Annotated in this window: 20 protein-coding genes; 10 read left to right on the forward strand and 10 right to left on the reverse strand. The window is 54.6% G+C overall.

What is annotated here, in order from left to right; all coding sequences use genetic code 11:
- The first annotated feature begins 19 nt into the window (after positions 1-19).
- The 4 genes from QMF38_RS13890 to QMF38_RS13905 all read left to right on the forward strand — a co-directional run bounded on the left by QMF38_RS13890 (position 20) and on the right by QMF38_RS13905 (position 5542).
- Positions 20-910: a carbohydrate ABC transporter permease gene (locus QMF38_RS13890; protein WP_281759773.1), complete on the forward strand. Its 891-nt coding sequence runs from the start codon at positions 20-22 to the stop codon at positions 908-910.
- On the forward strand, positions 910-1788 hold the full coding sequence (locus tag QMF38_RS13895; protein WP_281759774.1) for a carbohydrate ABC transporter permease: 879 nt from the start codon (positions 910-912) through the stop codon (positions 1786-1788). Before QMF38_RS13890 ends, QMF38_RS13895 begins: the two co-directional genes overlap by 1 nt.
- Before the next feature lie 39 nt (positions 1789-1827).
- Positions 1828-4197, forward strand: coding sequence for a glycoside hydrolase family 3 N-terminal domain-containing protein (locus QMF38_RS13900; protein WP_281759775.1), 2370 nt, complete (start codon positions 1828-1830; stop codon positions 4195-4197).
- A gap of 148 nt (positions 4198-4345) precedes the next feature.
- A complete protein-coding gene (locus QMF38_RS13905) occupies positions 4346-5542 on the forward strand; it encodes an ROK family transcriptional regulator (protein ID WP_281759776.1) in 1197 nt (398 codons plus the stop codon).
- A gap of 102 nt (positions 5543-5644) precedes the next feature.
- On the opposite strand, the gene QMF38_RS13910 is transcribed toward QMF38_RS13905, so the two are convergent.
- A complete protein-coding gene (locus tag QMF38_RS13910; RefSeq protein WP_058095151.1) occupies positions 5645-5842 on the reverse strand; it encodes a hypothetical protein in 198 nt (65 codons plus the stop codon).
- Positions 5843-6117: 275 nt separating this feature from the next.
- Between QMF38_RS13910 and QMF38_RS13915 the strand changes: the two genes are divergently transcribed.
- Together QMF38_RS13915 and QMF38_RS13920 are read left to right on the forward strand one after the other, a co-directional pair.
- On the forward strand, positions 6118-6729 hold the full coding sequence (locus QMF38_RS13915) for a DUF47 domain-containing protein (RefSeq protein ID WP_006447807.1): 612 nt from the start codon (positions 6118-6120) through the stop codon (positions 6727-6729).
- A gap of 13 nt (positions 6730-6742) precedes the next feature.
- Complete coding sequence (locus QMF38_RS13920) at positions 6743-7726, forward strand: inorganic phosphate transporter (RefSeq protein WP_281759777.1); 984 nt, start codon at positions 6743-6745, stop codon at positions 7724-7726.
- A gap of 65 nt (positions 7727-7791) precedes the next feature.
- Here the strand turns inward: QMF38_RS13920 and QMF38_RS13925 are convergent, their stop codons facing one another.
- Both QMF38_RS13925 and QMF38_RS13930 read right to left on the reverse strand, forming a co-directional pair.
- The gene (locus QMF38_RS13925) at positions 7792-8454 is read right to left on the reverse strand and encodes a DUF1775 domain-containing protein (RefSeq protein ID WP_281759778.1); all 663 of its coding nucleotides are present in this window, start codon (positions 8452-8454) and stop codon (positions 7792-7794) included.
- Between the two features lie 15 nt (positions 8455-8469).
- A complete protein-coding gene (locus QMF38_RS13930) occupies positions 8470-10125 on the reverse strand; it encodes a copper resistance CopC/CopD family protein (RefSeq protein WP_281759779.1) in 1656 nt (551 codons plus the stop codon).
- 215 nt (positions 10126-10340) lie between these two features.
- On the opposite strand from QMF38_RS13930, the gene QMF38_RS13935 reads away from it, so the two are divergent.
- Together QMF38_RS13935 and QMF38_RS13940 are read left to right on the forward strand one after the other, a co-directional pair.
- Positions 10341-10607 (forward strand): hypothetical protein, encoded by a 267-nt coding sequence (locus QMF38_RS13935; protein ID WP_281759780.1) that lies wholly within the window; start codon positions 10341-10343, stop codon positions 10605-10607.
- Positions 10608-10919: 312 nt separating this feature from the next.
- Positions 10920-12182 (forward strand): MFS transporter, encoded by a 1263-nt coding sequence (locus QMF38_RS13940; RefSeq protein ID WP_281759781.1) that lies wholly within the window; start codon positions 10920-10922, stop codon positions 12180-12182.
- A gap of 103 nt (positions 12183-12285) precedes the next feature.
- On the opposite strand, the gene QMF38_RS13945 is transcribed toward QMF38_RS13940, so the two are convergent.
- The 6 genes from QMF38_RS13945 to QMF38_RS13970 form a co-directional block, all read right to left on the reverse strand.
- Positions 12286-13143, reverse strand: coding sequence for an RraA family protein (locus QMF38_RS13945; protein WP_281759782.1), 858 nt, complete (start codon positions 13141-13143; stop codon positions 12286-12288).
- Between the two features lie 28 nt (positions 13144-13171).
- On the reverse strand, positions 13172-13948 hold the full coding sequence (locus tag QMF38_RS13950) for an SDR family NAD(P)-dependent oxidoreductase (protein WP_281759783.1): 777 nt from the start codon (positions 13946-13948) through the stop codon (positions 13172-13174).
- Between the two features lie 17 nt (positions 13949-13965).
- Positions 13966-14745, reverse strand: coding sequence for an SDR family NAD(P)-dependent oxidoreductase (locus tag QMF38_RS13955; RefSeq protein ID WP_281759784.1), 780 nt, complete (start codon positions 14743-14745; stop codon positions 13966-13968).
- Between the two features lie 29 nt (positions 14746-14774).
- A complete protein-coding gene (locus tag QMF38_RS13960; RefSeq protein ID WP_281759785.1) occupies positions 14775-16145 on the reverse strand; it encodes a mandelate racemase/muconate lactonizing enzyme family protein in 1371 nt (456 codons plus the stop codon).
- A 205-nt stretch (positions 16146-16350) separates the two neighbouring features.
- Positions 16351-17367, reverse strand: a complete 1017-nt coding sequence (locus QMF38_RS13965) for a Gfo/Idh/MocA family protein (RefSeq protein WP_281759786.1) — start codon at positions 17365-17367, stop codon at positions 16351-16353.
- A gap of 15 nt (positions 17368-17382) precedes the next feature.
- Positions 17383-19791, reverse strand: a complete 2409-nt coding sequence (locus QMF38_RS13970) for an EAL domain-containing protein (protein ID WP_281759787.1) — start codon at positions 19789-19791, stop codon at positions 17383-17385.
- 216 nt (positions 19792-20007) lie between these two features.
- Between QMF38_RS13970 and QMF38_RS13975 the strand changes: the two genes are divergently transcribed.
- Positions 20008-20658, forward strand: coding sequence for an SdpI family protein (locus QMF38_RS13975; protein ID WP_281759788.1), 651 nt, complete (start codon positions 20008-20010; stop codon positions 20656-20658).
- 19 nt (positions 20659-20677) lie between these two features.
- Here QMF38_RS13975 and QMF38_RS13980 read toward each other — a convergent pair whose 3' ends face one another.
- Positions 20678-21901, reverse strand: coding sequence for a WD40 repeat domain-containing protein (locus QMF38_RS13980; protein ID WP_281759789.1), 1224 nt, complete (start codon positions 21899-21901; stop codon positions 20678-20680).
- Between the two features lie 197 nt (positions 21902-22098).
- On the opposite strand from QMF38_RS13980, the gene QMF38_RS13985 reads away from it, so the two are divergent.
- Entirely contained in the window at positions 22099-23097 is a 999-nt protein-coding gene (locus QMF38_RS13985; RefSeq protein ID WP_281759790.1) for a Gfo/Idh/MocA family protein, read from the forward strand.

The raw sequence follows: 23097 nt of genomic DNA on the forward strand, positions 1-23097 counted from the left end.
CGGTTAGGATGTGGCTTTGATGAGTGAAGGGATGAACTGGCGGCGGTGGCTCATGTTACTTCCTGCTGTGTTGTTTTTCGCTGTGTTCGCACTCTTTCCTATGATTATTGCCGTGTATTATAGCGGGCTCAGCTGGAATGGTATTGGTGCGGCGAAGTGGGTTGGTACTGCCAATTGGGCTCAAGCGATGTCTGATGGCGAGGCTTGGATGGCACTTCGCCTTACCATTGAATTAATGGTACTGTCATGGATTTTTCAAACGCCTATCAGCCTTCTTATTGGCGTGTTTCTGGCGGGCAAGCAACGGCACCGCGCGGTTCTCGGCGTATTTTACTTCGTTCCCCTATTGTTTTCATCTGTCGCGATAGGGGTGACATGGTCCTACATTCTAAATCCGAACTTCGGGCTAGTGGATTCTTTACTCAAGGCAGTCGGAATTGGGAATGGGACGGAGAATTGGCTGGGAAACGTTCATCTTGCTATGTTGGTCGTCAGTATGATCATCGCGTGGCAATTTATCCCGTTCCACTCGTTGCTGTATCAAAGCGGCGCGAAACAAATCCCTGATTCCTTATATGAAGCCGCACGGATCGACGGAGCTGGACCATGGAACTCATTTATCCATATCACAATTCCACAATTGAAATATACAGTAGTCACGTCTTCCGTCCTTATTCTGACTGGGTCACTTACGTACTTTGACCTAATTTATGTTTTGACAAACGGTGGACCGGGTGAGGCTACGACCGTTTTGGCCATGGATATGTACAAACAGGCATTCGCCAATCAAAATATTGGGCTCGGAAGTGTACTTGCAGTCATCCTGGCTGTGGCCGGTATAGTCCTTTCCATTTTGACATTGCGTTTTACCGGCTTCCACAGGATGGAGAGCCAACTGGAGGGGATGTAATGTCGACGGCGGCTCCAACCAAGTACGGTACCGAACTTGCTGGAACATCAACGATACGCTTGCCCAAGTGGTATAACATGTTCTTCACTTTTCTTGGTCTTGTATGGCTTGTGATAGCTTTCTATCCCGTGTTGTACATGGTGATGACCAGTTTTAGGTCGGAACAAGGCTATTTAATGGGAATCCCTTGGCTTCCCACACTGCACCCGACGATTCAAAACTATACGACGGTACTACAGGCAGGGTTTCTCCATTATTTCTTGAATAGTGTAATCGTTTCCCTGTGTACTGTGGTTCTCATCGTAGGCTGCTCAATTCTGTGTGCTTACGTCATTGTTCGAAGCAAAACAAAGACCGTGCAGACTGTATTTAACGTATTCTTGGTAGGGTTGGCATTACCGATACAAGCAGCCATCATCCCGATTTATATTTTGATTACCGATCTAGGGCTCTACGATAAGCTGATCGGGATCATCCTACCATCTGTCGCATTTGGATTGCCTTTAACCATTTTGATTCTTGTCAACTTTGTGCGCGACATTCCGAACGAGTTGTATGAGTCCATGGGCCTAGATGGGGCTCATGATTTCCAAATTCTTTGGCGACTCGTTCTACCTTTGGCCACTCCAGCCTTGGTCTCCGTCGCCATATATGACTTTGTGCAAGCTTGGAATAACTTTTTATTTCCGTTGGTGCTTACTGAAAGTACGAGTTCGCGCGTAATGCCATTGGCTATCGTAAGCTTTCAGGGCCAATATACGATGAATGTTCCAGTTACCATGGCAGCCGTGATACTTTCCGCTTTACCACTAATTCTTGCCTATATCTTTGGACGTCGATGGCTCCTTCGCGGCATGTTTGCTGGCTTTGGTAAATAAATGTCGCCCATGGGCTATGCATCAGGAGGGAGAGTAAAAATGGAACACAATTACCAAAACCCCAATCTACCGATAGAAGAACGAGTGGAACTCTTGCTTTCCGAGATGACCATCGAAGAAAAGGCAGCACAGCTCACGTCTGTATGGGCCTACGAAGTCCTTGACGATCTCGCTTTTTCCGACGCCAAGGCGGCTAGCTTATTCCAACACGGTATTGGTCAAATCACGCGTATCGGCGGTGCCACGAATCTCGATCCAGCAGACACAGCGCGCCTTGCCAATCGCATTCAGCAGCATCTCCTATCGCAGACACGCCTGTCGATTCCGGCGCTCGTACACGAGGAGTCGTGCAGTGGCTACATGGCAAAAGGCGCCACGTGCTTTCCGCAGACCATCGGCATTGCGAGCACCTGGGATCGGGACATTGCTCGGAGGATTGGCGAAGTGATCCGTACACAGATGCGCGCCGTCGGAGCGCAGCAAGCGCTTGCGCCCCTGCTCGATGTCACGCGCGATCCACGTTGGGGGCGCGTCGAAGAAACGTTTGGTGAGGATCCTTACCTCGTTGCACAAATGGGCATTGGCTATGTCGGTGGGCTGCAAGGTGATGATCTACGCGACGGCGTGATCGCCACTGGTAAGCACTTTGTGGGCTATGGTGCCTCCGAGGGCGGCATGAACTGGGCGCCCGCACATATTCCGGAGCGTGAACTGCGCGAAGTCTACCTCTATCCATTTGAGGCCGTGGTGCGCGAGGCCAAGCTGCAATCCATCATGCCGGGCTACCACGAACTCGACGGTGTACCCTGTCACCACAACCGGGATCTCCTGGTTGAGACCTTGCGCAATCGCTGGGGCTTCGAGGGTATCGTCGTGTCCGACTACTTCGCGGTCAACCAATTGTTTGAATATCATCAGGTTGCTCGCGACAAAGTCGAAGCGGCCGTATTTGCAGTCGAGGCTGGCGTCGATGTGGAACTGCCGAGCCGAGATGTCTATGGACAGCCACTCGTCGAGGCGGTGAACCAGGGGCGCTTGCGGATGGAGCAAGTCGATGCTTTGGTTCGGCGTGTGTTGACGGCCAAATTCCGACTCGGTTTGTTCGAGCGGCCGTTTGTCGATGAAGGCCGTGCACCAAATCTGTTCGACAATCATGAACAGCGGCAGTTGGCGCGCGAGGCAGCCGCCAAATCGATCGTCCTTTTGAAGAACGAAGGCAACTTACTTCCGCTGAGGAGCGGTGGCAAAATTGCCGTGATCGGACCCAATGCGGACAGCATCCGCAACATGGTCGGCGATTACGCGTACCCATGCCATATCGAGTCGCTGCTCGAGCAGTCCGAAGATAATGTGTTCCACTCGCCGATGCCAAAGGGAATGAAGAGTGTCGACGACTTCATTGAAATGAAGACCATCGTGCAAGCCATCCGCGAAAAGGTGGGGGATGCGGCGCAAGTCCTGTACGCAAAGGGCTGCGATGTGCTGGGCGACGATACATCCGGCATCGCCGAAGCAGAGCAAGTTGCGCGCCAGGCCGATGTGGCGATTGTCGTTGTCGGCGATCGCGCTGGACTCACCGATGGCTGTACGACTGGCGAGTCGCGGGATCGCGCGACATTGACGTTGTTGGGTGCGCAGCAGGAGTTGGTTGAGCGCGTTGTCGCCACAGGTACGCCAACCATCGTCGTGCTCGTCGGCGGACGCCCGCTGTCCATCACATGGATTGCCGAACACGTTCCTGCCATTCTCGAGGCCTGGTTACCGGGTGAGGAGGGTGCGCCTGCCATTGCTGACGTGCTGTTCGGCGACATTAACCCTTCCGGCAAGCTGCCGATCACGATTCCGCGTTCCGTGGGCCAAGTTCCGATTTACTACGGCCATAAGCCAAGCGGCGGACGCTCGCACTGGAAAGGTGTGTATGTCGACGAGAGCAACAAACCTCTGTACGCGTTTGGCCACGGCCTCAGCTACACGACGTTTGCATATCGGGAGCTTGCTGTGTCGCAAAGCGAGATCGGCATCCATGACACGGTCGACGTGTCTTGTGTGGTCGAGAACACGGGAGATCGGGCCGGGGAAGAAGTGGTGCAATTGTACGTGTACGATCGCGCTGCCGATGTGACGCGGCCGGTGCAGGAACTGCGTGGTTTCGCACGCGTGCACCTAGAGGCAAAAGAAGCGGCGCTGGTCACGTTCAAATTGTCTGCGCACCAGCTGGGCTTTTACAACCGCAATCTGCAGTACGTCGTCGAACCTGGCGCGATCGAAGTTCAAATTGGCGCCGCGGCGGACGACATCCGGTTGCGCGGGGAATTCCAGATTGTCGGCGAGACCACCGATATCGAACAGCAAAAGGTATTTACAACCCCGGTTTCCGTACATTCACGTGGCGTTGTCGATGTGCATTAAAACGTGAAAACTTGGATTTTGCGCGCCTTGTCGGACATTTGATCGGCAGGGCGCGCAATTCATCTCTGGATGTTGTCGGCAGATTGGCCTACAATGAAAACCAACGGCCCTGTTAGCCGCCGATACAGTGGGCAGAGGAGATAGACCCTTGGATCGCACCGCAGATCAAGCATTGATGAAAGAGATTAATAAATACATCGTGTTGAATAGAATCCGCTTTCAAAGCCCCATCTCGCGCAGCCAAATCTCAGCCGAGACGGGCTTAAACAAGGCGACCGTCTCGGCCTTGACCGACGAGTTAATCCGGGAAGGGCTCGTCCTCGAGGTCGGGCAAGGGCGGTCGCGTGTAGGCCGCAGGCCGATCATGTTATTGTTCAACGCCAATGCTGGCAGCGTGATGGGCGTGGAACTGGGCGTCGAGTATGTCCGGATCGTCATCACGGACTTTGCGGCACGCGTTGTGTACGCCGTCAACCACCCGATTGACAAGCGGGCTGGGGCAGCAGACGTTCTTGAGTTCTTAGTGACTTGTATCGAAACGGCGCTCGTGAAGGCTCCAGTCACGGACTATGGCGTGATTGGGATTGGCATTGGCGTACCCGGACTCGTTGACTTTCGGCGTGGAATTGTCTTGCGGGCCCCGCATTTGCACTGGGACAACATTCCCTTAAAGGCGATGTTGGAAAGTCGCTTGCATAAGCCAGTCTTTGTCGACAACGAAGCCAATGCGGGGGCGCTTGGGGAAAAGCTTTATGGAGCGGCCACACATGTGTCGAATTTGCTGTATGTAAGCGCAGGTACAGGCATCGGTACAGCCATCGTGGTGGGCGACGAATTGATGCGTGGCGCGGACGGTGTCGCGGGCGAGTTTGGCCATATGAGCATTGACGCACATGGGGACCCATGCACGTGTGGGAATGTAGGATGTTGGGAGTTGTATGCATCGGAGCGTAGTTTATGTTCTGTGTACGCGAAGTTGACCGGGGAGACAGCGGATTTTGACACCATTCTGCAACGCTATCAAGCGTCTGATCCTTCGGCCATGCAAGCGTTTCAAATGATAGGTCGATATTTAGGCATCGGCATCGTCAATCTGACGAACGGACTTAATCCAGCCATGATCATCTTGGGCAACCGCCTGGCCGAAGGCGGGCGCATGGTCACCGATGCCATTCAGCAGGCCATTTCGGCACGTTGTCTGGTGAGTCCGTATGCGAAAGTAGCCGTGCAAGCGTCGGCGCTGGGGCGCGATGCGTGTGCCATCGGCTCGGCGGCGCTCGTGTTGCACGACTTTTTCGCTGGTCCGCGAGCCAAGACAACGACTCGCTCGATTGCGGGAAAATAAGGTCTGTACAAAGATTCGGAATAATGGTATTTTCAACGTGTTCCCTCTTTGACGAAGGCTACCCAACTGGGGATGGGTAGTCTTTGTTCATTTGCGCCCACGTTATGGCGCATATGGTTGCGATCCGCGCATTTGCTGCTGCTGATTGCGCTGGCGCCGTTGTCCGCTATTCAACGCCCGTTCAATCGTATCCACCATCGCTTCGCGACTCTGTGGCATACAGACAAACATCGTGCTTAAACCTACGCCAATGCCTCCGATGACAGGCCAAGCCCAATCGTTTCTACGCTTAGGGGACATCTCACAACCACCTCAGGCTTACGATGCCCTGACCGCCACAAAACATACTCCGTTCTCTTTTCTTCGTCTGCTGCATTTCGGTGAATTTGATGTAAAGTTGGGGATACTGCCTTTCAGAGGAGGCGTGCAACAATCCACGTGTGCGGAGTTGTGAACAATTCTAAAAGGTTTGCTGGACCGGTACAGGCCCTTTACACAAACTTAACAAAAAAACAACGAATTATTTACCGTAGTCGTGTAGTTTCTTAACGATTGAACTCGATGGGGGATGGACTGTGTCGAAACGAAGTGATCAATTATTCACCTATTTAGTTGATATCGCAGACAATATCGAAGTCGCCACAAAGACATTTCACAATGAGTTGTCTGAGGGTGCCGACTTTGGCGCTTTGGCCAACCAAATGAAGGCGTATGAGGACAAGGGCGACGATTTGATCAGCAAGTTGATTTCGCTCTTGAACAACACATACATCACGCCTTTGGAGCGTGAAGACTTCGTGACGCTGGCCGTGACTCTCGATGACATCATCGATGGGATTCACGCATGTAGTGTTCGTTTTACGCTGTACGACGTAAACGGTACGACGCCGACGATGGTCGAGTTCGCGAAGGATATTCACGCCAGTGCCGTAGAAATTGCCCAAGCCATTCGCAAATTGAATGAGCGCAAACTGCTTCATATTCGCGAACACATCAAGCAATTGAATGTCCTGGAAAAGCATGGAGACCAATTGTTGCATGCTGCTCTTCGCTCTCTTTTTGCGGAGTGTTCCGACGCCATCGAACTCATCAAACTAAAGGAGATATACGAAATCCTTGAGAATGTCACCGACCGCTGCGAAGACGTCGCCGACGTCCTGGAGTCTGTGATCTTGAAAAACGCGTAGAGGTGGCCGTTTGATGCTGTTTGTCATTGTTCTCATTGTGCTTTTGGCCTTGTGCTTTGACTTTACGAACGGCTTTCACGATACGGCCAACGCCATCGCAACCAGCGTATCGACACGCGCGCTGTCGCCGCGTGCTGCGGTACTTATCGCCGGCGCAATGAACTTGATTGGTGCACTGACATTTACAGGGGTCGCCAAGACGATTGGCGGTAAAATTGCCGATCCGCTCAAGATTCAGCACGGAACGCTCGTCGTGCTCGCTGCATTGGTGGCGGCTATTTTTTGGAACTTGTTTACGTGGTATTTCGGCATTCCCAGTTCCTCGTCACATGCTTTGATTGGCGGGTTGTCAGGGGCTGTGGTCGGAGCTGCGGGTTTTGGCGCAATCAATTACGGGGGCTTTCGTTCCATTATTGAAGCGCTGATTACATCGCCTATTTTTGCATTTATTCTTGGCTACATCATCATGTGGATTTTGCGCCTGCTATTTGGCGGTATGTCACCACACCGTGTGAATCGTGGGTTTCGGTTTCTGCAATGCTTTTCGGCCGCTGCACAGGCGTTTATGCACGGCGCAAACGACTCGCAAAAGACTATGGGTGTCATTACCTTTGCGCTGATTGCCGGCGGCTACCAGCACACGATGCATATTCCTTTCTGGGTGAAAATTTTGTGTGCTGTCGCCATGGGCGTTGGCACCGCAACAGGCGGTTGGCGCATCATTAAGACCGTTGGGTCGAAAATTATTAAAATCGAGCCAATCAACGGATTTGCCTCTGACCTGACGAGTTCCGCAATTATCTTCGGTTTCACATTGCTCAAACTGCCTGTCAGTTCGACGCATGTCATTTCATCTGCCATTATGGGCTCGGGGGCAGCGAAACGACCTAAAGGCGTGCATTGGGGGATGGCGGGGCGGATTGTGGTTGCCTGGCTCATCACAATTCCTATCACAGGTTGCCTTGCCGCCTTATTAACTCGTTTGTTCTTAATTTAATCACGTCATAGCAAGGCCCGGCTGGTGTATCGGCCGGGCCTAATCATGCTTCTGTCGCACAGACTTTACTTCGCACTGTCTTTACGCAAGGCGAAAGCGAGGGCCAATCCAGACAGCAGGATGGAGACGATGGACACCGTAAGAATGATGGTGTCCGCCATTGTCCAACCAGCAGACCAGGTCGGCGCGTTCGCATCCGTCGTGGAACTTGTGCCTCCGCTTGTTGTGTTGGAAATTGCCGGAGCTGTCTCACCCGCAGACAAGATCTGCGTGATAGAGTGCGGTGTCGCAGATCCTGTGGGGCCTGTCCAAGTAACGATGGTGCCATCCTTGTAGTACTGATATGCATCCCAAGCCACATCGCCCGGTGTTGACGGATTACTTGCGATGAACGGGAACTGCATAAATTGCCCAGGTGAGATGCCACTGCCTGTCGCTTTCCAGGTGACGATTTGCGATCCGCCTGTTTGACTGGTCGATACCGTCCAGCCGGGAACTGGTTCGTAGTCGTCAAACTGTACGCCTTGCGGCATCTTGAGCACGATTTTTACCGTGGGATCTGTGCGTTCACATGGCACGCGCATCGTATATTGTTCCCAGGCTCCGGCTGTCGGAGGGGTTGGATTGACCGGTATGACCACGACGTGCGCAAAGACCGTGCTGGCTGCTGTCAACGTCGCGAGTGCACCTGCTATCGTTGCCAGCAATTTGCCTACTTGTTGCCTCATCATCTCTCCTCCTCGTCATTGTCCAACGTGAATAGGGAAGGTTGTTACCACATCGTGAAAATCGTTCGTCAAGATATCGACCGCGACATTCCAGCGGCCACCCCCAGAGAGGGCAAGTCCATTTGCCACATAAACGCCCTGACCGCGTGGAAGTAGACGCAGCTCTTCCGCGCCTTGACTGACCGTCTTTGAAGAGAAGGACAATGCCACCTGCTGAATAGCCGTATCCGGTTTTCCATTTGCCGCTTGGACACGCACAGTAAACTGGTTTTCACCGACATGGTTTGGCGTGATCGACAATGTGATTCTGAAGCCATCGACGTTATGCACCGCGTCGACTGGGCCAGGATGGTTGTCCCCTGTCGGCAGGTTGGTCAGAATGGCCGTCATGGCGAATACGCCCACACTTATAAGCAGTTCTAGGCCCATAAATAGGCGTAGCGTGCCGTGCTGTGCTTGTCGGCGCAACGCATGACCAGATGCAAAGATCAGCATAAGGCAGAAAAGTGCGAGCTTGACAATGAGTGTCTGTCCATATCCGGTATGGAACAATGCGTACCACGTTGGGATATGCAAGAAAGCTGAATATAGGCCACTTAGGCCGAGGACAGCGACGCATATCAGGGCAATCTTGGAGAAACGCGAGATTGTTCTGCGCAAGAGAGCGTCGTCAGTCGTTGCTGGTTGTTTTGCCACCTGCCCAACGAGTGCAAGTATGGCCGCGATGCCGCCGACCCAAATGGAAGCGGCGTACAGGTGGATAACGATGGCGAACACGGGTAATGCAGGGCTGCTTTCGGCGATCGCATGCCCCGAAAATCCCATCGCGATCGGCAAAAGAAACAGCGGCAACGCTATCCACGAAGTCCGATACCGGGCTTTGGCGGGTAGCAGCGACGCAATCATCGGCGGCACGATGAGCAGGATGAGCATTTGTACAATCCACAGGTACCCAAATACGGTCAGGTTCAGCGTGCGCTCAATGTATCGCGCTGAGAATGCAGATGTTCCGTGAACATTCCATGTGATTGCCGTCTGCAAAGGCAGATCGAGACCGATGCCGACAAGGAGCATAAGCCAGCCGGTGGCCACCAAGGCCTTACCGGCACGATGGCGCAACGATGGAAAGGCCACTTCGGCAAGCCGCAAGCCGACGGCCCCACCCAGCGCCAGAGCCAGACCGGCGTATTGTAAGATGCGATCGATCACCATCCAGACACCAGGCGTATATCCTGTTTCACTCGCGCCTAGGTGGAGAGCGTTGACATCGATGCCAATGCCAAACGGGATGGTACCAGAAACGAGGTGCCCGTCGGCGGACACCACTTGCCAATGAATTGTATAAAGTCCGTTAGCCAGTTGTTTCGGGATGTGAATGTCGATCTCGCGGTGGTTGGTCGGGTTCACATGCCCGTCTCCTAAATCGATCCGCTGGTTGTCAACGTTTGTCACAGACAAGCCACCGGGCATCAGTTGCACGTCTTCATCGAACTCGACTTCGACGATGCCTGGCGAATGCTTGAGCGATTGGCTGACAGCGGGGCTGGACTGGACAACGTATGCGTGTGCCCAAACTGGAGCGGGGCGAAAGGTGAGCACAGTGAGTGTCGCGAATATCGCCACGATCAAGAATCGTCCAGCTAGCCTTCTGTACGTAGTTGTATCAAGCACGTTTACACCTCCCTTATCAGAATCTGAGATGAAAACCGCAGAACCTCGAGGTTTCTAGGCATTCCATCACAAACATTATGGGAGATTATAAGTTGAATCAAACGCCTTCGAGAGCGGTTTATGAACACACCGTTACATTTCGCCGACAAAGGTATGAATGCATCTGAAACGGAAGATGGGCTGGCATCGTCTACAAGATATGGAGGTGTGGAAAAATGAGAATTCGCTATCTGGCTGCAGTTTGTACGGGGTTATTTCTACTCTCTTCACTGTGTATTTGGCTCTTTGCGCAAAACTACTTCGTTGCCGCTTATGGAAACGCAATGGCAATCCAGCCTGTGGCGAGTGGGGAGCCCGTGATGTGGGGGGTTGGTTTGTGTGTTGCGACGGGGGTGGCCGTATTATCCGCCATCGTGGCTGCAGCTCTCTACATGCGCATGGCGTTTCACGATACTCGGAAGTGGCACAAATACGAGAGGTAAATCAAAGGAAAAAGGGAAGGGGCTATCCGCAGATGGCGCTATGCCAGTGGAAGCCCCTTTAGTTGCACACGAATGGTATGAAATATGGTCTGACAGTTCCGTATACAGGAACAACAGGATTGCTGCATCATTTGCTGAGGTCGTATGGTTATCACACAGTAGTTACAGTAAGATGTGTTGTCCTGTCGCGAATATCTCATAGAGAGGGGTCGGTACCGGCAAAAAGGCAGCGTTCTAACGGTTGGTTGAAAGCGCTTGCAGATACCGGTTCGCGTATACCTATTGATATGTAACAGGGAAAGGGTGTTCAAAGTGGGCGATGAACCAAAAAAGTCGTTTTTCAGGTATGAAAATGGCGTCGTCTTGATGATGTTTTTTACGTTCGGCTTTGTTTTCATGGAACGCCTCAGTGTTGTCTATTTATTTCCGTTCCTCGGGCCGGATTTGAAATTTAACAACGCAGAGTTGGGCCTTATTGTTTCGGTATTGGCCATCTGTTGGTCGCTTTCAGGTTTTGTGTTTGGGACAATTTCAGACTTTATCGGCTCGCGCAAAAATGTCCTTTTGCCGATCACGCTGGCGTTTTCGTTGTTCTCGTTCCTGTCCGGCATTGCCAAAAGCTTTGGTGCCATGTTGTCGATCCGCGCTTTGATGGGCGTTTCCGAAGGCCCTGTGTTACCCATCGCACAGGCGTCCGTGATCGCAGATTCTTCGGAGGAGCGCCGTGGGTTCAACATGGGCTTTGTGCAAAGTTCTTTGGGTCTTATCGGATCGACGGTCGGTCCGCTTGTTCTGACGTTTGTCGCCACCAAGTATTCGTGGCACGCTGGTTTTTATATCGCAGGTATCCCGGGACTCATCATGTTTTTCGTCCTGTTGTTCTGGATGAAAGACCCGAACAAGCGCATGTCGAAGGAACAACTCGCGAAGCACGAACATCGTCTACGCCGCGAGGACTATCCAGTGATCTTCCGCACGCGCAACATCTGGATCACGATGGCTATTGCTGCCCTGATGATGACCTGGTTGTTCGCGTTTACGACGTTTGCGCCGACGTTTTTGGTCGAATATGACAAGTATACTGGTCCGCAAATGGGAATCATCACAGCCGCGATGGGCCTGGGTACATTCTTCTGGGGGTTTATGGGGCCTTACATCTCCGATAAGTGGGGGCGTAAGCCGACGCTAGTGCTGTTCTCGTTTGTCGCCGTCTTATCTCCCGTCTGCTTGGCCTTGATTCATGGCAGCGTGCTCGTGATGTCCGTCATCGGTTTCCTCACATGCGCAGGTCAGGCATGTTTCCCCTTGTTCATGGTCGTCGTGCCCGGTGAATCACTCTCGCCCAAGTATGTCGGTACAGCTGTCGGTCTTGTGCAAATGGTGGGCGAGCTGATTGGCGGAACGGCGATTCCCTCAATCGCTGGCGTCGCGGCGGATCACTTTGGGTTGCAGGCCCCGCTTTGGATTGCTGCAGCTGGGGCTGCGGTAAGCGGATTCATCGCCTTTACCTTGAAAGAAACAGCGCCTGTCCGCCGTCGCTCGGCTCAAAATGCCACTCAATCGATGAGTGTGTAACCCGGAGTAGCTTGGGTCTATTAAGTGGACGAAAAATGGACACCCCGCCTTGACCCGGCGGGGTGTTTTCTAGTCCACGCTATTTTGAAGAAGGCGGGCCCAATCAGACACTGGGTTTTTCATCCCACACGAGATGCTTCAAATCGTCAGGCGTGTTGTTTTCGCGCCAACGTCGAAAGTCTTCCTCGATTTCCGGAGCCCACTCGGCGACGTCGATATCCGATGAGCTGTACTTGCCTTCGCGAATGCGAACGAATCCAAACATGTCGCGCAGCCTGGTCTTCTCCGCGCTAATGCAGATTTCCTCCGCGAGATGTGGAGGAATAAATGTCACTCCGGCCGGAGTCCCGAGTACCACGTCCCCCGGCATGCAAATGGCTCCTCCGATGCGACAGGGCACGTTCATGCCGATGAGGGTCACGTCGCGAATCGGCGTCGGATCAATGCCTCGATAGTAGGTCTGCAAGTTTTCAATCTCGAGGATTTGCTGCAGGTCGCGAATACCGCCGTAGATCACCTGGCCACGCTTTGTACGCGTCGCGATCGTCGTTGAAAGGTTGCCGCCGGAGAACGTACCTTCGACCACTTTGTCGAACATGTCGACGACGATGACATCGTCCTCGACCAGCGTGTCAATCACCCAGACGTTAAAAAAACCCTTGCGGCCTTCTTCCTTTTGGCCGTATTCGAGCAGGTAATCGTGCAAATCGGGGCGCTTTGGCACCATGACGGCTGTCACTGCCCTACCAACCAATACCTTGTTGGGGTGTACCATCCGCAGATTGCCCTCGAACTGATAGCGATAGCCGTGTCGCTCAAGGACGGCCCACGCCTCCTCGTTCGTAATTCGCTCCATCCTGTGCAGGATGTCGTCAGGCACGCGGGGGCGGCCGTCGTCAAACCGCTCACCCTGCCACAATGGGGTGAGTTGAATGATATCGTCTCGATTGTTGAACTTCATATGCCCATCTCCTTTTGAAAGCGCAGGCTCATAACAGCATGCTGCCACCGTCCGCACGAATGGCCGCTCCAGTGATAAATTCCGCCTCGTCGGATGCGAGAAAACAGACGATATGGCCGATGTCACTCGGGACTCCGACGCGCCCCAAGGGGAACTTGCGCGCCCCCCGGCGCCGGCTTTCTTCTGTCACGCGATCCGGTGGTACGATGGGGCGGGGGTTTCCACTTTTACGTCCGACCTGCACAGCACCTGGCTCAATCATGTTCACCGTGATCCCGTACTGCGCGAGTTCGATCGCGCTTTCACGCACGAGCATCTTGATTCCGCCTTTGCTCATCGCGTAGACCGTATCGAAATCGGTTGGACGCTTTGCATGGACGGATGACATACAGACGATTCTGCCTTGTCGCTGTCCCTTCATGACAGGAACGACAGCCTGAATGCAGTTCAAATAGCCAAGCAGGTTGACGGACATCACGCGATCGAACCAAGCATCGTCGTAATCCATAAGGCCGAGGTTTGGCTGGATGGCCGCATTGTTGACGAGGATGTCGATGCGGCCGTAGCGCCGCACAACCTCTTCGACCATCGCCTGCACCTGCTCTGGCTGTGCCACATCCGCTTGTATAATCACGCCGTCGGCGCTTGCTTCGCGCACCATCTGCAGGGTTATGTGCGCAGCGTCGGCGCGATCGACATCGTTGATGGCCACGCGCGCACCTTGGCGTGCCAGTTCAATCGCGACGCCGCGACCAATGCCTGCCGCAGCGCCGGTGACAAGGGCCACCTTTCCTCGCAGGCTCACGTCGTTCACCTCTGCCTTCATCGCTTCATCTTGTGGTCCATGTAGTGCAGTAGGAAACCGCCGTCCAGACGAATGATGGCGCCGTTTAAATACTTCGCTGCATCGCTCGCCATCCAGGCCACGGCTTCTGCGACGTCGTCTGCCGTTCCCAGCGTCGCCGAGGGGACTTTGTACTGATAATCCAGATACAAGTCCGAAATGTCGCTGTAAAACTGTTGATCGTCCCCTTCGACGGGCCCCATGGCGATGAGATTGACCCGCACGCCCAAGCGTCCCAGTTCGAGTGCGGCTTCCTTGCACAGCATCTGCAGGGCACCTTGCGCCAAGGCATAGGAAAACGCACAGCCTGTCGGCTTTTCACCGTGGATGGATCCGACGTAGACCATACAGCCGGCGCCTTGCTTAGCCATCTGCCGTCCCAATACCTGCGTGCAAAGAAAGGCTGTCTTGGCGTTGAAGTTGAGTGCATCCCGGACAAGCACATGCGGCAGCGAAGCGACAGCACCGCGGTCGATCCGATTGTGCGTGTGCACGTATAAATCAATTCGGCCGTACCTCGTGACAACGTCGTTGCACAGCGATGCCACTGTTTCCGTATCGCCCAAATCGCTTGTAGCTACCAAGACGTCATGACCCTCACCTTGCAAGGTTTGCGCAAGGTTGGCCACCACTTGTTCACTAGGACCTGGCGGGCCATTGAGGACGAGCGTCACCCCGTCTTGAGCCAAGCGTTTGGCCGTTGCGATGCCAAACGCTTGGCTTGCATCCGAAATCAGTGCTACGCGCCGATTGGTCATCGGCCATTCCTCCTTGGCAGGGCAGGTCACTAGCTCCAAAGCCTATCGTGCGACCATTCGTCATTCCACGTATCGGTCGGTTCCCATAGACCAGGGATGTCGGGATGCAGGTGAGCGCGGATCACGTCGTCATTAAGCGCTTCAATGCCAAGTCCGGGTTTGTCGGGGACGCGGATAAAGCCGTGATCGACAATTGGCTTGGGCAACCCGTCGACGAGATCGTCCCACCAGGGAACGTCGACCGAGTGGTATTCGAGCGCAATAAAGTTGTTGGTCGCGGCGACGCTGTGTACCGCCGCCATGCAGGCGATAGGGCTTTCTGCCATATGCACGGCCATGGAGACGCCATATTCCTCCGCCATGTCGCCGATTTTCTTGTTTTCGAGAATGCCGCCAGATGTCAGGACGTCGGGGTGAATGACGGATACACCCCCGGATTCCAACAGTGGCCGGAAGTTTTCTTTAAGATAGATGTCCTCGCCTGTGCAGATGGGAATGGTGCTAGCTCGCGACAGCTTGACGTATTGATCTGTCAGTTGCCAGGGGACCATGTCTTCCAGCCAGGCCAGGTTATATTTCTCAAGGCGACGCGCCAGCTTAATGCAGTCGTCGACACCGATATGGCCGAAGTGGTCGATTGCAAGTGGCACTTCGTAGCCGATCACGGCGCGAACGTCGGCAACATATTGCTCAAGAATGTCGAGGCCTTTTTCCGTGACGTGGATGTGGGTGAAGGGATGAGCTATATTCATCAGGTCGTATGCGCGGTTGCGACGTTGACGCCGTTCCCAATCGTCCATAGGCACATGCGTGGGACGAGTGAGGCGTTTCATCTCATCAAGGAATCCAAGGGGGGCGCTTAGGGTACCTGGTTCATCGAGTAGAAGGCCAATACCAAGATCCATTTTCAGAAAGGTGAATCCTTTTTCCATGCGTTTTAACAAGGCGTTGCCCATCGCCGTTCCATCGTGCTTGCCGTGCACGTCGGTATCGCAATACATGCGGATGCTATCGCGGAATTTCCCACCGAGCATCTGATATACCGGAACGCCGTATGCCTTTCCGGCGAGGTCCCAGAGTGCAATCTCCACTCCGCACACGCCGCCGCCTTGTCTGGCGTGCCCGCCAAATTGCTTAATGCGGCGGAACAACTTATCGATGTTGCACGGATTCTCGCCCAGCAATCGGCTTTTCAACATGAGCGCATAGGTTTTACTCGCTCCATCCCGAACCTCGCCGTACCCGACAAGCCCTTGGTTCGTGTAAATCTTCATGAGGCTGCAGTGCATCGGTGCACCGGCGATGTCGGCGAATCGTATGTCGGTAATTTTCAATTCTGACGGGCTTGAGTGCGTGTTGACATGCGCGAGCGTCTCTTCGTAGGTCTCAGCTGTCGCCATGATGATCCCTATACGCCAGGGGCATCCCTGGTCGCACAGGATTCCTCCTTCCTGCGGTCGGCATAAGAAGCGCAACCGGTTTCGTCTGTCCATTCAAATTGTTTCGTTTTCCTTGTTCAGATCCCTGCAAACGGTTTCAAAAACATATACGCAAACGGCCACCGTTCCATGTCCAAAGGTGGCCGTCACCTTTTGCCCGATGGTTCTACAGAGGAACCTTTTGGCCTGTGCGAGCGCTCTCAATGGCGCCAAACACCATATTCAAACTGTGGATGTTATCCGTAGCATCCGTTTCAGCAAGCCGCTGCTCGGCAAGTGCTTGAAACATCTCATCCAAACAACCGGCATGGCCTTCACGCCCTTGCCATGTGACCGGAATTTCTAGCTCTGTACACGGGCGGATGAATCCTTCAGCCGCTTCATCGACAACCTGCGCGCGCAAAGTGTTGTTCCCATCCCACAAGGCGGTGCCGCGACTTCCAACGATCCGCCACGTCGCTTCCCACGACGTATTCCATCCTTCTGCACACCAACTGCCCCTGTAGTTAAAAATTGAGCCATTGCTCATTTCAAAGATACAGATGGCATTTGCCGCACCTTGGTACCATGAGCCTTTTGGATTGAATGCGTGACAATACACGGAAACTGGTTTGGCACCAAGCAAAAAGCGAGCCTGGTCGAATGTGTGGATGGCCATGTCGAGTAACAGTGGGTGCTCCATCGCGTCCCGAAAGCCACCGAAATGGGCACCGATGAAGAAGTCGGCATACACCCCTGTGATATCTCCGATGATACCGTCTTCCAAGGCCGTTTTCAGCGAGCGGAGTTGGCGGTGATACCGCCGGTTTTGCATGACGGCATATCGCCGTCCGCTGTCGTGAACGGCGGTCAGAATGGCACGGCTGTCTTCAGGTGTTGCCCCCATTGGTTTTTCACCCAAGACATCGCACCCGGCGCGCAAGGCGGTGGTCACGATAGCCCGGTGGCTTTCTGGAATCGTGACGTCAATTACGAGGTTTGCGGCAACAGCGGACAAAGCGTCCTCAATCCGCTCGAACACGGGCACGTGAAGGCCGTGACGAGCCGCCATGGCCTCAGCGCTTTCACGCCGGATATCGACTAGGGCGACAATTTGCACGTACGGTCTCTGCAACAAATCGTCCACCCACGTGTTGGCCATGCCGCCACAACCCGCGACGATGACACGGTAGTTTGTTTCCATGAGAATCACCTCAGTCTAGGCTTTTGTAGACGGCGCCATGTTGTGACTCAGCGCGTCGGGAGGAACCGGACGTGAAAACAGAAAGCCTTGAGCCTCATCACAGCCGAGCGACTGGATGACGGCGAGTTGTTCTTGCGTCTCCACGCCTTCGGCGAGGCAGCGCATACCCAAGTTGTGCGCAATGTCGATGATGCTGCGCACAAGTGCGCGCGCCTTCTCCTGCGTAGAAACATGTTGTGTGAACGAGCGGTCAATTTTGACGAGATTCAGGGGAAGTCTCGTCAATCGGCTCAACGAGCTGTAGCCTGTGCCAAAGTCGTCCAGCGAGACCTCAATACCAAGCGCACGGCAACCGCTGAGGAAGTGGTTGGCAATCTCAGCATCCATCATCGCGCTTTCCGTAATTTCGACTTCCAGATATTCTGGCGGCAGGTCTGTCTCCTCGAGAATGCCACTGATGATGCCGAGAAAACGCTCGTTCATGACCTGATGCGGCGAGAGATTGACAGCGACCTTTCGCGGTGTACCTGCTTCCAACCACCGTTTCGCCTGGCGTGCGGCGGTGCGCAGGCACCACTCGCCGATGGGGACAATCAGGCCCGTTTCCTCCGCGATTGGGATGAATTCGGCGGGAGATACTTGTTCGCCAGACCGCCGCGTCCAACGAATCAAGGCTTCGACACCGACCGTTTCCCCTGAGGCGACGTTCACTTTTGGCTGGTAGACCAATTGAAACAAGCCATTTTCCGCCGCTTCACGCAGTTCCTGTTCAAGCTCCAGGCGCGCCATGGCCGTCGCGGCGGTAACCTCTTCAAATACGTGATAGGTGCTGCGCCCCGATGATTTGGCTGTATACATCGCCAAATCCGCATGGCGCAATAGCATGTCCCGCGTGCAACCGTGCCGCGGATAGCTGGCGATGCCCAGGCTTGCAGTCACATAAATGGATCTGTCCTCAATCAAAAGAGGGCGGTGTAATCGTTCCATCAACGTGTCTGCAATAGCAATGGCCGCCTGCAGTGGTTGATTGAATAAGGTGATGGTAAATTCATCGCCCCCCATGCGGGCCACAAAGCCGGGATTGCCAACGACATCCTGAATCAGCCACGCGACACGTTGTAAGAGTTTATCGCCAAACTCGTGCCCGAGTGTGTCGTTGACCGATTTAAACCGGTCGAGGTCGACGAATAGAATGTGCATCTCTGCGCTCGTGTCGGCTTGCGCAATAAATTGATCCACCTCAGATTCAAACAGCCGGCGGTTGGGCAGTTGCGTGAGCGCGTCGTGAAACGCCATATGGTTAATTTGGTCCGCAGCGGCACGTTCGCGGGTAATGTCGCGGGCGATGATAAAGACGCCAGTCACTTCGCCATCGACGAGAATGGGAATTTGAATGGCGCTGACGATGACCGTCTGTTCGTTCGGGCCATGCAAGGCGAATTCCGAGTGCGTCGTTTCGCCCTTGATGGCGCGATCGTAATCGCCAACGACTTCTGCGCGATCGCCCTCCTCGATCATCGACAACATCGTCGGTGCATCCAGACTGGCTGCCAGTTCGCCAATTAGGCGTCGCGCCTGTGCGTTCATGTCCAGGCAGTTGCCGTGCGTGTCAAACGTAAAGATGGCATCCGAGTGGTACGTGTACAGCGAGCGGAAGCGCTCGTCGGCAGACTGGATGAGAAGCCGGTCTGCTTGCAGGCGGCGATCCAGAATACTTGTTGCAATGGCCAGCAAGAGAACCATGACGCCCAAAATGGCGACGACGATGGCGAGCGCACCATGGGCGGGTATATCCATCTGCGCACTGTCCTTGGCGACGCGGAAAACAGTCGCCCACATGCCCGTGTAGTGCATGCCTGCGACGGCGACGCCCATGACAAGCGCACAAGCAATTTTGATACCATAGGCGCGCCAGCCGTTTGCACGTGCGAATGCGAAGGCAAGCGTCAGCGCGACAAATGAGGCGCCAACGGCAATGACGCAGGACAGCGCGAACAATAGCGGCCGGTAGGAGAACGATCCGGCCAGCCGCATCGCGGCCATGCCCGTATAGTGCATGCCAACGATGCCCGCGCCCATAAATATCGCACCGATGCCGAATTTGAAACGCAATCGATGCAAGCGGGCGACCACAAACAGCGCAATAATGGGGCCAAGCATTGCGAATACGAGCGACAGTGCAACGATGCCCCAATTGTATGTCATGGCGACAGGCAACATGAGTGCGAGCATGGCGATAAAGTGCATCGACCAGATGCCAATGCCCATCACTGCGCCGCCGGAAACCATCCACCATGTCTGTGTTGAGCCGCGCGTTTCGACGACGCGCCGCCCCAGATCCAAGGCCGCGTACGATGCCAGCGACGCGACGATATAGGAGAGTATCACAAGTCCCAGATGGTAGTGTTGAGACGCGATGTGCACGTCAGACAATCATCCCTTCAGAGCGCAAACCGCTGCGTGTTCCAGGTTCTACTGATGCCTTAGGCGCGGTCAGCAAACAGTGGAGCGCAATAAAATTGTTAGGTACTCAATTCGTGACATAGACATGGAATACCTCTGGAAATGTGGCGGATTTCATGATTGATATTTAGCTAACAAGCTATATACTGTTGGCAAGAGATCGTGGGGGTGGTACAGGTGGCTGGTGAGCGGAAATCTGCAATCAGTTGGTGGGGGTGGGCTGCCTGGGGAGCGGTTTGTGTCGCAAGCGGGATCTTATATCCTCACCTGTCTGCCGTTGTCGCAACGCACTTCGATGCTTCTGGCAAGCCAAACGGTTACATGAGCCGCTTCGGAGCGACCATCGTGATGCCCATCATCATGCTTGCGCTCATAGGCCTTTGGCACGTGTTCTGGCGGATCGATCCGAAGCGTGCACAATATGCGGGGTTTTGGCCGACGTACCGGTTCTTCGGTGGCATTGTCGTCGTCTTCATGGGCTGTATTCAACTATGGTTACTCTTGCATGCGATAGGCGTACCGGGGGCGTCGCAACGCGTGCCGCTCAGTCTCATCGGCTTGTTTGTGGCCATACTGGCCAATTATTTGCCGCGCGTGTCACCGAATTGGCTAGTTGGCATCCGCACGCCGTGGACGTTGGCCAGTGAGGAAACGTGGCGGCGCACGCACCGCACCGCCGGTGCTCTTGGTGTCGCAGCCGGCCTTTTGTGCGTCGTCTGCGCATGGGTCATCCCAATACACTTTGCCATTTTGGGTATCCTCGTTCTCATATTGGTCTGGGCAGCCCTGTCCACTATCTTATCTTACGTGTACTTTCGACGCGGCTAAAGGTTTTTAGCCTGCGGCGTTAGCTCATCGTGCTGTCCGCAGGCGCCCACGTAAACGAGACGTTGCGCTGTCCGCGAAATGGCGACTGGTTGCCGCCAATGAGGGTCCACGAGTCGTTTGCGTTTTCCTGCCAAAGCCCGCCGAGATCGCCACCGTCGCATACCAGCGTGCCTTGCGGCGACCAGGCAAAGTAGGGAGGCAGTGCGTCGGGATCCGATGCTTTTGTCTTGTTCCAGATACACACCCAGCGCCCACCTTGCAACTGGAACAATTGACAGGCTGTTCCGTCGCTGACCGTCAGCACACCTTGCGGCGACCAGCCAAATTCGCGGATTTTATCATGCCCGACGGCTTGTCCGAGGCCGTTGACTTCGTGCCAATGTCCTCCGCTCAGTTCCCAAAGCCCGGTCGATCCGGATGTATGACCAGCAACATACAGATTCCCTTCTGGTGACCAGCCAATCTGCTGCACATCCGAAATGGGTGTCGGCACACCCCCGGCAGGTGTCCATTTTCCGTTCTCGTATGCAAACGCGCCATGCCCGCTCGAACCGACAGTCAACTGGCCGGAAGGAGACCATTGTATCGTCAACGTGTCGCCCGCAAACGGCGCGTTCTCGCCGCCGAGTGCAATCCACTTCTGACCTATCTGCTGCCAGATGGTCGTTGCGCCATTGTCAGGAATGGAGACGACTGTGAGGGTACCTTTGGGCGACCAGAGAATGGACGTGATGTACCCCATTTGTGCCGTTCCGGGAACTTGTGTCCAGCCTTTATTTGTTCTTTTCCATAGCCCAGCCAATTGGCCATCGTCTGTTGCGGCGTATAGCGAGCCATCCGGCGCAAAGGCATGAACTTGCACGTTCGCATCGCCCTGTATCACGACAGGTCGCCAACCGCGTTGATAAAGCCACAGAGCACTTCCACTGCTGCCACCCGTCAACGTGTCACCATTGCCGGGTGTCGTGGCAGCGACCTCGCCGGTTGCAGACACGTCGACCGTCTGAAATGTCGAGGGCGCGTTGACGACGGAAGCAGCCGGCAGGTAAATCCATTTGTTGTGAACAAATTCGGCGACGACTGTCGATCCGCCCGCCACCAGAGCTCCCGGTTGCACGCGTGCCGGTAGCGCATTTTCTGTTTCCGATGGCTGCGGCTGATCCGTCGTATCGCATCCTGCCACCATGATCATCATGGCACAAAGAGCGGCGCCGAGCCGCATCGCTGGTTTGGTTCCGCGCATGGAATCACCTCGAGCCTGATATTACGTGTTCAGACATCAAATCACAAACAAAATGGTGTGAGTGTCATGAAACAGCCAAATGTGTTGGCGCAGTTTGTTATACTGAAAGCGTTTTGACATCGACGGCCGCAATTGATCTGATCGCTGTGACGCAAATAGATCTTTCGTGACGAGTTTCGACAAGTGGGGTGGGACAGATGACACAACAAAAGTTGCGCTGGGGCGTGCTTGGATGTGCTGATATTGCAATTCGCAAGGTGATCCCCGGTATGCAAAAGTCGCAAAAAAACAGCGTGATCGCGCTGGCCAGCCGCAGTCAGGAAAAGGCTGCTGCGACGGCGGCTCGCTTGGGAATTGCGCGCGCTTATGGCAGCTACGAAGAGTTGCTGAGGGATCCGGACGTGGACGCGGTGTATATCCCGCTTCCGAACCATTTGCATAAAGAGTGGACCATTCGCGCCGCACAGGCAGGGAAACACGTCCTTTGCGAGAAGCCCATCGCGCTATCGGCGGCAGAGGCTCGGGAGATGGTCGAGGCTTGTGCGAATAGAGGCGTCTTGCTCGCTGAGGCATTTATGTATCGGCATCATCCGCGCTACGAACGCATTGTGCAGCTCGTGAGGAACGGTGAGATAGGAGCTATCCGCGGCATTCACGCGACATTTACGTTCAACAATGCGGCCGATCTCGGCAACGTGCGGTACCGCCGCGATTGGGGCGGTGGATCGCTCTATGACGTCGGCTGTTACCCAATCAGTGCAGCTCGGCTCATCCTCGGTGACGAACCGGTGGCGGCGACGGCCGTGGGATTCACATCGTCGCAACACGACGATGTAGACATGATGGTGTCGGGACTCGTCGAATTTCCGAAGCGTATCGGTCTGACGTTTGATTGTGCGATGTGGGCTGCTCCCCGTAACACGCTCGAAATTTTGGGCAGCGATGGGCGGATCGAAGTGGTGAATGCGTTTGTCGGGGAAGATATGTCAATTCAGGTGATCACGCCGCGTGGCGAGCGCGTGGAGGCGTTTCCGAGTTTTGACCCGTACACTTTGCAGGCGGACGACTTCGCCGAAGCCGTGCTCACGGGTGCACCGCTTCGCTTTCAACCTGTGGACGCCATCGCCAATATGCGCGTCATCGACGCGTGCTTGCAGTCGATGGCGTCTTGTCAGCGGATTGAGATCGCGAAGTAA

Origin of the sequence: Alicyclobacillus hesperidum subsp. aegles (assembly GCF_027923525.1) — a bacterium.
GTDB classification, from domain to species: domain Bacteria; phylum Bacillota; class Bacilli; order Alicyclobacillales; family Alicyclobacillaceae; genus Alicyclobacillus; species Alicyclobacillus aegles.